The sequence below is a fragment of the Agrobacterium sp. MCAB5 genome (genome assembly GCF_052114365.1).
In the GTDB taxonomy this organism is placed as follows: domain Bacteria; phylum Pseudomonadota; class Alphaproteobacteria; order Rhizobiales; family Rhizobiaceae; genus Agrobacterium; species Agrobacterium tumefaciens.
This window is the reverse complement of sequence record NZ_JBFREP010000004.1, coordinates 342,811-355,189: the sequence shown is the minus strand read 5'-3', so window position 1 is coordinate 355,189 and position 12,379 is coordinate 342,811. Positions and strand designations below refer to the sequence as shown.

Genomic DNA, 12,379 nt, shown 5'->3' with positions numbered 1-12,379 from the left:
CCCACCGTCATGCCGGGCTTGATCCGGTATCGAGCCACGGCGCGTCTGCGCCATGATCCGACTCTTTCGCGATCAAAGACCTGATCGTACTGGACCCCGGACCATGTCCGGGATGGCGGAGTGCGGATGCTGCCGTTTAACGCTATCATTCATGTGGCGACCTTGCCATCAAACAAAAAAAGCGCCGTTTCCGGCGCTTTTTTTCTCAATGTGATTTCTATCAAATCGACGCGGCCCGCGCCTTCGTCGTTACCGCAAACGCCTTCTGGACGTAGCTGTCACGGTCGTAGACGTCGTCAAAGAACTGCACCTTGCCGGCCTTGTCCGGCCAGGCAGTAAAATAGGCCACGTAGACCGGTATCTTCACCGGCACCTGCACGGCGCGGTTCTTGCCCGCTGCAATCTGCTCGTTGACCTTGTCGACGCTGGTGCCAAGAACCGCCGCCGCCATGCGGCGCGGGTCGACCAGACGGATACAGCCGTGGCTCAGCGCCCGCATATCGCGGTTGAAGAAGCTTTTGGCAGGCGTATCATGCATGTAAATGGCATGCGCATTCGGGAACAGGATTTTCAGGTCGCCCAGCGCATTGTCGCTGCTTGGCGGCTGACGCACCGAAATGGCGTTGGTCGAGCCGAACCAGTTGACGCTGGTAGAAGAAACCGCACGTCCACCCACCTGTACCTCGTAACCAAGTCGGTCGAGATAGGACGGATCGCGGCGCAGCTTCGGCAGCATCTCGTTGACGATGATCGACTGCGGAACGCCCCAATAGGGGTTGAATTCGACGGTCTGGATTTCGTCCTGGAAGAAGTAGGTCTGGTTGGCCTTGGAGCCGACCACCACCTTCATGCCGAACTGTTCCTGTCCGTCATTGTGGTAATAGGCCATGAAGGCGGGCTGGTTGATCAAGACATAGCGCTGGCCGAGATCGGCYGGCAGCCAGCGGATCTGCTCCATCGCCACCTGCACCTTGGCAATCCGGGCGTCRTTGCTTTCGCCGACCATGGCACGCACGGTCGCGCGGCCGATGACGCCGTCGGCCTTCAGGCCGTTTTCGCTCTGGAATGCCTTCACCAGATCAACGAGATCAGGCGTATAATCCGGCGTCTGCTGGTAGCCAGAAATGATCGCCGCATGTTCCGCCTTGAAGGTAGGCGAAGCGCGATGTTCGATTGCCTTGACGACGCTCGCCATGTCGCCGCTGCTGTTGCCGGGTTTCAGCACCAGATCGGCGGGAACCTTGACCGTGTTGGCCGCATCACCCTCGCTGCGCAACCGGGCCAGTTCGGCCTTCAGCGCAAGATATTCGGCGTTCGAAGGTTCACGGCTGCGCAGATAGGCTGCGATATCGGGGCTGAGGCCTGCAAGCTTCAGCACGGGCGCAAGGTTCACCGTCTTGCGCTTGAAATCGTGGTAACCGGACAGCCGGTTCGGATCGACACGGCCACGCGTCGTATCYTGCACATAGGCCAGGACCTTGGCGGAAAGCGCAAGCTCGAACTGCATCTGCGCGCGCTGATAGGCGTCGGAGGTCGATGCGGAAGCCACTTCCACCGGCGTGCCGGATGCGTTCGCGCCKGCGCTGATGCTGGCGGTTACGTCCTTTGCGGGTACTGAAATGCTGTARTCGGCCGGATCGAGGCCGCTTTCGCCAACAGTCTCCAAAAACGCCATGACGGCGTTGGCGCGGGCAGTCAGCTCGCCTTCCGAAACCCAGAGCACCTTGCCACCGGCACCGTAATAGGCTTCCAGAGCTTTGCCGATTTCGGGGGTGGCGCTGAACTTCACATTGGAAAGACCATCGCCGAAATTGGCGGTGTTCACAGCGCGTGCGGTATCGGCCTTGTAATCGTAATAACGTGGACCGGAAACACGCGGCAGAGGCTCGGGATCGGATGCATCGGCGCTCGGTCCGACCGTCGGCGGCGAGGTGACGATACCGGCTGGCGGCATTTCACCGCGATCGCGCGCAACCTTGCCAGGCCCGCCACGCAAAAGGTCCATCAGCGTTACCGCGCCGGCGCTGCCGGGAAGAGCGGTGGAAACGGAAAGACCGAGAGCCAGCACCAGCGCTGCCGATGTTTTTCCAGATGTGACTTGCAATTTGATCCTCGTAGCACCCAGCGCCGCCAACGAAGACGGAGCATCCAGTTTCATGCTTGTCTAGCCGATAGACGGCCCGTTGAAAAGAAAACGCCGAAGTCCAGAACGCACCCGAAATGAACCTCATATTACGGCCAAAACCGTAAAAACGTAATTTCCAGAATTGGCGAGAATGGTTAAATTTCTATTTATTTCATTCACTTTGCCGTGGTTGGCCAAGCCGTTCCAAGCCGATGAAACCCCGGTTTTCCGGGCTTTCATCGACGTAGTAAAAATGACACGCCAAGGTCTTTTTCTTAACCGGGCAGGATGAGCGCCAAAATCGCCCTGTCCCAAGGGAAATATCTGCCAGGCATGCCTCGCAACGCTTTCATTGCCAGCGCGATGATTCTATATATCGGCGCGCGCAAGGCGGGCGAAGTGCCGTTTTGGCGGAGGAAAACGAGTAAAAAGGCAAGATTGATGACAGCCACACGGACGGAAACCGATACATTTGGACCCATTGAAGTTCAGGCCGATCGCTATTGGGGCGCGCAGGCGCAGCGCTCGCTCGGCAACTTCAAGATCGGCTGGGAAAAGCAGCCCGCCTCTGTCGTTCGCGCGCTCGGCATCGTCAAGCAGGCCGCCGCCCGTGCGAACATGGCGCTTGCAGGCCTCGACCCCAAGGTAGGCGACGCAATCATCGCAGCTGCACAGGAAGTCATCGACGGCAAGCTGACCGAGCATTTCCCGCTGGTCGTCTGGCAGACCGGCTCCGGCACGCAATCCAACATGAATGCCAATGAGGTGATTTCCAACCGCGCAATCGAGATGCTCGGCGGCGAAATGGGCACCAAGAAGCCGGTTCACCCCAACGACCACGTCAATATGAGCCAGTCCTCGAACGACACCTATCCGACGGCAATGCACATCGCCTGCGTGGAAGAGATCGTTCACCACCTGCTGCCGGCCCTCAAGCACCTGCACACGGCGCTGGAAGCCAAGGTCAAGCAGTTCGAAAAGATCATCAAGATCGGCCGCACCCACACGCAGGATGCCACGCCGCTGACGCTCGGCCAGGAGTTTTCCGGTTATGCCGCGCAGGTCGCCTCGGCGATTGCCAATATCGAACTCACCCTGCCCGCACTTTCCAAGCTTGCCCAGGGCGGCACGGCGGTCGGCACGGGCCTGAACGCCCCCGTCGGTTTCGCTGAAAAGGTTGCCGAAGAGATTTCCAAGATCACCGGACTGCCGTTCGTGACGGCGCCGAACAAGTTCGAAGCGCTTGCCTCGCACGATTCCATGGTGTTCTCGCATGGCGCGATCAATGCCGCAGCAGCAGCCCTGTTCAAGATCGCCAACGACATCCGCTTCCTCGGCTCCGGCCCGCGCGCCGGTCTTGGCGAATTGTCGCTGCCGGAAAATGAACCCGGCTCATCGATCATGCCGGGCAAGGTCAACCCGACGCAGTCGGAAGCGCTGACGCAGGTTTGCGCCCACATCTTCGGCAACAATGCAGCGCTCTCCTTCGCAGGCTCGCAGGGGCACTTCGAACTGAACGTCTATAATCCGATGATGGCCTACAACTTCCTGCAGTCGGTCCAGCTTCTGGGCGATGCCGCCRTCTCCTTCACCGACAACTGCGTCGTCGGCATCGAAGCCCGCGAAGACAACATCAGGAAGGGCGTCGAGAACTCGCTGATGCTCGTCACGGCTCTCAACAGCAAGCTCGGCTACGACATCTGCGCCAAGATCGCCAAGACCGCGCACAAGAACGGCACGACACTGCGCGACGAGGCCGTCGGCGGCGGATACCTCACGAACGAGGAATTCGACCAGTATGTGCGCCCGGAAAACATGATCGGCCCGAAGTAAGCCGGTCGGGATTATCGCTGGCATAGAGAACGGGCCTTCGGGCCCGTTTTTTGTTTGTTCGATTGACGGATGAGCGATGAGACCGTGGTGTAGGGCCAAAGCACCGGGATGTCCCGGTACTGACCAATCTTGGTGTTTTTAAATCGTCCCCGTAAGCTGTTCTTCCGCAGAGAATGCCGAAACTAGGTGCACGATTGAGGATGACATCATGATCTGCCGCCGCAGCCTACTTCTTGGTGGTGCGTTCCTCGCCACGGCCATGAAAGTCCCAAGTCTGTTTGCACAAGGCGATCGGCAATGGATTTCGCTTTGGCCCGGCCCGCCTCCGGGAGGCGGTGGTCCGAACGGCGTCCCGGATATAAGCAAAAAAGGCGCTGTCACCAACATTACCGTACCGAGCCTGGAGGTGTTCGCTCCCGCAAAGCCAAATGGTTCCGCAATGATCATTGCAGGTGGCGGTGGATATAAACGCATCGAGGAAGGCAAGGAGTCCTATCCCGCCGCACGCTGGCTCGCGGCCAGAGGCATTTATGCTTTTGTCCTCACCTATCGTCTGCCGATCGAAGGATGGGCTGCTGGACCGCTGGCACCGCTTCAGGATGCGCAGCGCGCATTTCGTCTGGTGCGTGCACGCGCTTCGGACCGGCAGATCGATCCGCACAGGATCGGCGCACTTGGTTTTTCTGCGGGCGGGCACTTGATGGGGTTGGCCGCCGCCCGCTCGGCTTTTGCGTCTTACGAAGCAGTCGATGACATCGACAGGCAATCAGCCCGGCCGGATGTTGCGGCCCTGATCTATCCGGTCATCACGCTTGCAGCGCCCTATGACCATACATCGACCCGGAGGTCACTTATCGGCAGGCACCCGACAGACGAGGCAACACGAGAGTGGTCAGTGGAAAGCCATGTGAGCAAAGATTGCCCTCCGGTCTTCCTCACGCAGGCGGATGACGACCGGATTTCCAATCCCGCCAATAGCCGTATCATGCAGCAGGCGTGCGAGAAGGCGGATGTCGATGTCGAATTTCACCCAATCATTTCTGGCGGCCACGGCTTCGGCATGGGCAAGCCCGGAACCCCCACGCAAGAATGGCCTGGATGGTATGAGGCATGGCTGAGGAAGCACAACCTTCTGGCCTGACGCTTTCTGTGCGCACCCCAATAAAAAAGGGCCGCAAAAGCGGCCCTCTTCATCTCATTCAAACCGTCAAACCAGCCGGCTCTGCTCCACCGCCGCTTCAACGAAGCTGGCAAACAGCGGATGCGGGTCGAGCGGACGGCTCTTGAGTTCCGGGTGGTATTGCACACCGATGAACCAGGGATGGTCAGGATATTCCACCGTTTCCGGCAGGACGCCATCAGGAGACATGCCCGAGAAGACGAGGCCGCATTCTTCCAGCCGGTCCTTATAGTCCACATTCACCTCGTAACGGTGGCGGTGGCGCTCGGAAATATCCGTGGAACCGTAGATTTCGGCGATCTTCGTGTCCTTCTTCAGCGCTGCCTTGTAAGCGCCGAGACGCATGGTGCCGCCTAGATCGCCCTTGGTGGAGCGCTTCTCCAGCTCGTTGCCCTTTACCCACTCGGTCATCAGGCCAACGACGGGCTCAGCCGTCGGACCGAATTCGGTGGAGGAGGCATTCTCGATGCCGGCCAGATGACGCGCCGCTTCCACGACTGCCATCTGCATGCCAAAGCAGATCCCGAAATAGGGCACGTTGCGCTCACGGGCGAACTGCGCCGCCATGATCTTGCCTTCCGAACCGCGCTCGCCGAAACCGCCCGGCACCAGAATGCCGTTGACCTTTTCGAGATAGGGCGTCGGATCTTCCTTTTCGAAGACTTCCGACTCGATCCACTCCAGCTTGACCTTGACGCGGTTGGCAAAACCACCGTGATGCAGCGCCTCGATCAGCGACTTGTAGGCGTCCTTGAGGCCGGTATATTTGCCGACGATCGCAATCGTTACCTCGCCTTCCGGCGTGCGGATACGGTTGCAGACCTCTTCCCACTGTTCCAGACGCGGCTTCGGCGCCGGTTCGATACCAAAAGCGGCCAGCACTTCCGAATCGAGACCTTCATTGTGGTAGGCGATCGGAACGTCATAGATGTTGGCAACATCCAACGCCTGAATGACGGCGGAAGGACGCACGTTGCAGAACAGCGAAAGCTTGCGGCGTTCCGCTTCCGGGATTTCCCGGTCGGCGCGCACCAGCAGRATRTCGGGATGAATGCCAAGCGCCTGCAGCTCCTTCACGGAATGCTGGGTCGGCTTGGTCTTCAATTCGCCGGCCGCCGGAATGTAAGGCATCAGCGTCAGGTGAACATAGATTGCAGTGCCGCGCGGCAGATCGTTGCCGAGCTGGCGGATCGCCTCCATGAACGGCATCGCCTCGATATCACCCACCGTGCCGCCGATTTCGCAGATGACGAAGTCGTAATCGTCATTACCTTCGGTCACGAAATCCTTGATCTCGTTGGTGACATGCGGAATGACCTGAACGGTCGCGCCGAGATAGTCGCCGCGGCGTTCCTTGTCGATGATGTTCTTGTAGATGCGGCCAGTGGTGATGTTGTCGGTCTTGGTCGCCGAACGCCCCGTAAAGCGTTCATAGTGGCCAAGGTCGAGGTCCGTCTCGGCACCGTCGTCCGTCACAAACACTTCACCGTGCTGTGTCGGGCTCATCGTGCCGGGATCGACGTTCAAATAGGGGTCAAGTTTGCGAAGCCGCACCCGATAACCACGGGATTGCAGCAATGCTCCGAGTGCCGCAGCTGCGATGCCCTTACCGAGAGAGGAGACCACGCCGCCTGTGATGAATACATATCGCGCCATGGGATTCACCGGATACCTTTTTACCTCTGATTCCGCCAGCCCAAATTTCATGCTGTTGCAAATTCGCTGTTGACGAATTGGCAATGGGATGTGGCGAAATGCGAACAAAAGAAAACCGGCAGGCTTTTGGCCTGCCGGAGCGTTAAATCATAACCGGGCTTATTGACCGGTCGGAACTGCGTTCGGATCGGCGGGCTTGGCCGGTGCCGGAGCGGCTTCACCAGCAGTGGCCGGCGCAGGCGCGGTCTGCGCAGGTGCTGCAGCGCCGCTGTTGGTCGGAACGCCATTCTCAGCCGGAGCCGGCGTTGCCGGCGTCTGTGCCGGGCCGAGCGTGTCGAGAATACCGTTGCCCTGACCCTGCGTGGCCGGAATACGGTTCAGAATATCCGTCGGGCGCGATTCGTACCGGGTCAGAAGACCAAGTCCGAGCGACGTCACGAAGAACAGCGCGGCAAGGATACCCGTCGTKCGGGTCAGCGCATTGGCCGTTCCGCGCGCGGACATGAAGCCCGAACCGCCGCCGATGCCGAGGCCGCCGCCTTCGGAACGCTGGATCAGAACCACGCCGACAAGCGCCAGCACGATCATGAGGTGAATAACAATCAAAACGGTCTGCATGACAATCCATTCCATGCCCCGCGCGGAGCACTACAAAGAAGGTTTCGCGGCTCTTTACATGAGGCGAAGGCTTATTCCAAGCCCCTTTCCCGCCACTGTGGCAGGAAAGCGTGTCTCAAGCCGTCAGTTGCTCGTATGCCGCATAGATGGAAAGGAAGTCGGAGGCTTTCAAGCTCGCGCCGCCGATCAATGCGCCGTCGACATTCTCGACACCCATCAGTTCCAGCGCATTGGCAGGCTTCACCGAGCCGCCGTAAAGAATCCGCATGGTCTTGCCTTCATCGCCAAAGCGCTTGACCAGCTCGTCGCGCATGAAGGCATGGGCCTCGCGCACATCCTGCGTGGTCGGCGTCAGACCCGTGCCGATGGCCCAGACCGGCTCATAAGCGATGACGGTGTTTTCGGCGGTTGCCTCGTCCGGAAGCGATCCGGCGAGCTGGCGCTTGAGGATATCGAGCGTCTGGCCCGCCTTGCGCTCATCCGCCGTCTCGCCAATGCAGACGATGGCGATAAGATCGGCCTGATGGGCGGCAACGGCCTTGGCACGGACCAGATGATCCGTCTCGGCATGGTCGGTGCGACGYTCGGAGTGGCCGACGATGACATGGGTGCCGAAGCAATCGGCAATCATCTCGGCGGAAATGTCACCCGTATGCGCGCCGGAAACATTCTGGTGGCAATCCTGTCCGCCAATCATCAGCGGGCTGTCGTCGCAGAGCGCGGTTGCCACATAAAGAAGCGTCGATGGCGGGCAGATCAGCGCATCCACCTTTTCCGAAAGCGCGCCCTTGACGCCCTCTGCCATGGCCTTGATCTGATCGAGCGACGAACGGGTGCCGTTCATCTTCCAGTTTCCGGCTACAAGCGGTCGAACATTCGGCGTCATGCGTATCTCATTCCCTTTGTCTCGGAGAGCCGCTTGCGCGAACACCCCTTACCTCAGCCGCCAGGCGGCCCCTAATCGCGACAGAAACCCTGCCGGAAATCCCGGAATATTTCCTTAAACGCAGCTGAYGACAATTGGTACAAAAAAGCAGTCATAAGCTTCAAAACGTCGSTCAATTTGCCGAAATTCGCGCCTGTCGAACCAAAACTGGACCTCATCGGCTCAAAATCCAGTTCAAAACCGCCCGCCAGTCGGTCATGCGCACCGGCGTTCCATGCGTGCCTGTCTCAAAAAGCGTGAAGCGCGCCGGCTCTCCCGCCTTCAGCAAGGTGCGGAAGATGGTCGCCTGACTGTCGGCGGAATAGACCTTGTCGGCGCTGCCATGGGTGAACCACACCGGCTTTTTGGCTTTCGCAAAGGCGCTCTTCGGAAAATCGGGATCGACCGCGCCGCCAAGGATCGCCATGCCCTTGAGATTGCCGACCGTCGCCTTRTCRCGGCTGATGCCGTAGCAGATGAAGCTGCCCATGGAGGCGCAGGCCAACACCACCGGCTTGCCGCCGGATTTGCTGGCAGCATAGGCGATCAGCGCGGAAACGTCGGCAACGCCATTGGCATCRAAGGATCGTACGCTCGGCACRTAATAGGTGCCGCCATTGGCGACAGCCAGATTTTTCAGCCGGTTGAAATTGCCACCGAACGTATAGTCGTTCATGCCAAGCCGCCGGTCGCCGCCGCGCCCRTGAATGAAGATCACGGTGAAGGCCTGCCCGGATGGTGGCCCGACGCGGCCCACCTCAAGCGCCCTGCCCTCAACCGCGACGGATTCCATCGCCTGCGCGGTCTTGGGCGCCATATCCACATATTGCCGCTTCACCCGGCGTTCCGGTACCTCGTCGCGGCCGTTGATATCGCGCATCTCCTGATAATCGATCACCTCAGATGCGCCGCCATCGGCCGTGGAAAGCACTGTCTGGCTGGAAAACAGCTCGTCCTTGAACGGCCGCAGCGGCCCGTCCGCCGCCCCGGCACCGCCCGGCATCGCCGCAACAGTCAGGCAGAAAAGAGTACAAAACGTGAAATGAGCTGTGGACATGACTTGGTTAACCGTTCATTCGTGGCTGCGAGACTTGCCATTGCCAGGGCGGCAGCGCAATCCTCCTGTTGCGAAACCCTGACATAGTCGTGGCATAGGGTGCGCCGCGTTAGGCCACACGCCCTGCACGTTTGGCGCTATACTTGCCCCTATTGGCATACTGATTCGCTTGGCGAAATTCTGACGACACGCTTTTTTGAACCTTGGACATGATGGACGATAGCAACGATCTCTTCTCCGGTCTTCCGGTGGCACCAAACAGCGAAACGGAAAAGAACGAGGACACGGCAAAACCCGTGAAGGCCCCGGTGTCCGCAGCCGCGAACGTGAACGTGCAGCCGAAACCAGCAGCCGTTGCGGCCGTCACGACGCCCCCGCCCCCAGCGCCCGTGTCCCCCTCCGGTGACGACTACGGTGCCTCGTCGATCCGCGTGCTTGAAGGGCTGGAACCGGTGCGCATGCGACCCGGCATGTATATTGGCGGCACCGACGAGAAGGCGCTGCACCACCTCTTTGCCGAAGTCATCGACAACTCCATGGACGAGGCCGTCGCAGGCCACGCCAATTTCATCGAGGTCCATCTCGATACCGAGGGTTTCCTCACCGTCACCGATAACGGACGCGGCATTCCCGTGGAAAACCATCCGCAGGTTCCGGGCAAGTCGACGCTCGAAGTCATCATGACCAAGCTGCATGCCGGCGGCAAGTTCGATGGCAAGGCCTATGAAACCTCCGGCGGCCTGCACGGCGTCGGCGTTTCCGTGGTCAATGCGCTGTCCGATCTTCTGGAAGTGGAAGTCGCCCGTAACCGCAAGCTTTACCGCCAGCGCTTTTCGCGCGGTGCGCCGATCGGCGGTCTCGAAGAACTGGGTGACGTGCACAACCGACGCGGCACCCGCGTGCGTTTCCATCCGGACCCGCAGATCTTCGGCGATCACGCAAAATTCGAACCGGCCCGCATTTTCCGCATGGCCCGCTCCAAGGCTTATCTGTTCGGCGGCGTCGAAATCCGCTGGAGCTGCGATCCCGGCATGGTGCCCGCCGGTGGCGAAATCCCCGAAAAGGCCGTGTTCCATTTCCCCGGTGGTCTGAAGGACTATCTGGCCGCCACGCTCGGCAAGGAATTCACCGTCACCCGCGAGATTTTCTCCGGCCGCACCGAAAAGACCGGTGGCCACGGCGCGCTGGAATGGGCTGTGACCTGGTATGGCGGCGACACGCAGATCCATTCCTATTGCAATACCATCCCGACGCCTGAAGGCGGTACGCATGAGGCCGGTTTCCGCATCGCACTCACCAAGGGCCTGAAGAACTATGCGGAGCTGACCCAGAACAAGCGAGCCAGGGAAATCACCACCGATGACGTGATGATCTCGGCAGCGGGCATGCTCTCCGTCTTCATCCGCGAGCCGGAATTCGTCGGCCAGACCAAGGACAAGCTCGCGACCGTCGAAGCCCAGCGCATCGTCGAAAACGCGCTACGCGATCCCTTCGACCATTATCTCACCGGCAATCCGGGCGAAGCGGCGAAGCTGCTGGACTGGGTGATCGAGCGCGCCGAAGAACGCCTGCGCCGCCGCAAGGAAAAGGAAGTYAACCGCAAGACGGCGGTGCGCAAGCTGCGCCTGCCCGGYAAGCTGGCGGACTGCTCGCAGAACACGGCTGAGAATGCCGAGCTTTTTATCGTCGAGGGTGACTCGGCTGGCGGCTCGGCCAAGCAGGCGCGCAACCGCGCCAATCAGGCCATCCTGCCGCTGCGCGGCAAGATCCTCAACGTCGGCAGCGCAAGCCGTGAAAAACTCTCCGCCAACCAGCAGATCGCCGATCTCATCCAGGCGCTGGGCTGCGGCACGCGCACCAAGTACCGCGAAGAGGATCTGCGTTACGAACGCATCATCATCATGACGGATGCCGACGTCGATGGTGCTCACATCGCCTCGCTGCTCATCACCTTCTTCTATCAGGAAATGCCGGAACTCATTCGTGGCAACCACCTCTATCTCGCGGTGCCGCCGCTCTACGTCATCCGTCAGGGTGCCAAGAGCGCCTATGCCCGTGACGACGCCCACCGCGCCGAATTGATGGAAACCGTCTTCAAGGGCAAGAAGGTCGAAATCGGCCGCTTCAAAGGCCTTGGCGAAATGATGGCGGCACAGTTGAAGGAAACCACCATGGATCCCGAAAAGCGCACCCTGCTGCGCGTCGAGATCGACGACGTGGATTTCGAAGGCACCCGCGAGGCGGTCGACAATCTGATGGGCACCAAGGCGGATGCCCGATTCCGCTTCATTCAGGAACGCGCTGCCTTCGCGGATAATCTGGATATCTGATCAACCGTCCCGGCCAGCCATGCGCCAACCGGGACGMTTTGAGTCATGCCGCCGCCACATCTTCGCGAACGTCCAGAACGCGGTCGATCAAACCCCAYTCCAGTGCCTCTTCCACCGTCATGAAACGGTCGCGATCCATTGCCGCTTCAAACTCGTCATAGCTGCGTTTGCAATGCTCGGCATAAAGCCGCGTCATTCGGTGCTTTGTCTGCCTGATTTCTTCAGCATGGATGAGCATATCCGACGCCTGCCCCTGAAACCCGCCGGACGGCTGGTGAATGAGGATGCTGGCGTTGGGCAATGCCGCCCGCGCGCCCGGTTCGCCCGCCATMAGCAGGAACGAGCCCATCGAACGGGCGGTCCCCATGCACAGAGTATGAACCGGCGCGCGGATGTAGCGCATGGTGTCATACATTGCGAGACCGCTGGTCACGACGCCGCCTGGAGAATTGATGTAGAGATGGATCGGCTTTTTCGGGTTTTCTGCCTCCAGAAACAGCAGTTGCGCGCAGACAAGCGCGGAAACAGCGTCGTTGACCTCACCGTTGAGAAAGATGATCCTTTCCCGCAACAGCCGGGAATAGATGTCGAAGGACCTTTCTCCCCTAGCGGATTGTTCAACTACCATAGGGACGAGTTGCATCGCTTCGCGCAT

General features: G+C 59.9%; 9 protein-coding genes. 3 read left to right on the top strand and 6 right to left on the bottom strand.

Annotated elements, in window-relative coordinates; genetic code table 11:
• Positions 1-220: 220 nt before the first annotated feature.
• Positions 221-2,068 carry a L,D-transpeptidase family protein gene (locus AB4Z23_RS12515; protein WP_441360277.1) on the bottom strand — a complete coding sequence of 616 codons (1,848 nt, stop codon included), beginning with the start codon at positions 2,066-2,068 and terminating at the stop codon, positions 221-223.
• Between the two features lie 498 nt (positions 2,069-2,566).
• Between AB4Z23_RS12515 and fumC the strand changes: the two genes are divergently transcribed.
• Positions 2,567-3,958, top strand: coding sequence for a class II fumarate hydratase (gene fumC, locus AB4Z23_RS12510; protein WP_441360233.1), 1,392 nt, complete (start codon positions 2,567-2,569; stop codon positions 3,956-3,958).
• 208 nt (positions 3,959-4,166) lie between these two features.
• Positions 4,167-5,099: an alpha/beta hydrolase gene (locus tag AB4Z23_RS12505; RefSeq protein ID WP_421476667.1), complete on the top strand. Its 933-nt coding sequence runs from the start codon at positions 4,167-4,169 to the stop codon at positions 5,097-5,099.
• A 66-nt stretch (positions 5,100-5,165) separates the two neighbouring features.
• Here AB4Z23_RS12505 and AB4Z23_RS12500 read toward each other — a convergent pair whose 3' ends face one another.
• The 4 genes from AB4Z23_RS12500 to AB4Z23_RS12485 form a co-directional block, all read right to left on the bottom strand.
• Positions 5,166-6,803 (bottom strand): CTP synthase, encoded by a 1,638-nt coding sequence (locus tag AB4Z23_RS12500; protein ID WP_026330924.1) that lies wholly within the window; start codon positions 6,801-6,803, stop codon positions 5,166-5,168.
• 150 nt (positions 6,804-6,953) lie between these two features.
• On the bottom strand, positions 6,954-7,412 hold the full coding sequence (secG, locus tag AB4Z23_RS12495; protein ID WP_003515429.1) for a preprotein translocase subunit SecG: 459 nt from the start codon (positions 7,410-7,412) through the stop codon (positions 6,954-6,956).
• Positions 7,413-7,527: 115 nt separating this feature from the next.
• On the bottom strand, positions 7,528-8,298 hold the full coding sequence (gene tpiA / locus AB4Z23_RS12490) for a triose-phosphate isomerase (protein WP_003515430.1): 771 nt from the start codon (positions 8,296-8,298) through the stop codon (positions 7,528-7,530).
• A gap of 214 nt (positions 8,299-8,512) precedes the next feature.
• A complete protein-coding gene (locus AB4Z23_RS12485) occupies positions 8,513-9,394 on the bottom strand; it encodes a dienelactone hydrolase family protein (RefSeq protein ID WP_111796380.1) in 882 nt (293 codons plus the stop codon).
• 209 nt (positions 9,395-9,603) lie between these two features.
• Between AB4Z23_RS12485 and parE the strand changes: the two genes are divergently transcribed.
• Entirely contained in the window at positions 9,604-11,724 is a 2,121-nt protein-coding gene (gene parE / locus AB4Z23_RS12480) for a DNA topoisomerase IV subunit B (protein ID WP_013636223.1), read from the top strand.
• Positions 11,725-11,767: 43 nt separating this feature from the next.
• Here the strand turns inward: parE and AB4Z23_RS12475 are convergent, their stop codons facing one another.
• A complete protein-coding gene (locus AB4Z23_RS12475) occupies positions 11,768-12,379 on the bottom strand; it encodes an ATP-dependent Clp protease proteolytic subunit (RefSeq protein ID WP_013636224.1) in 612 nt (203 codons plus the stop codon).

Excerpts from the sequence above, each read along its gene's own strand:
- AB4Z23_RS12505 (WP_421476667.1), top strand. The coding sequence starts at position 4,167 with ATGATCTGCCGCCGCAGCCTACTTCTTGGTGGTGCGTTCCTCGCCACG.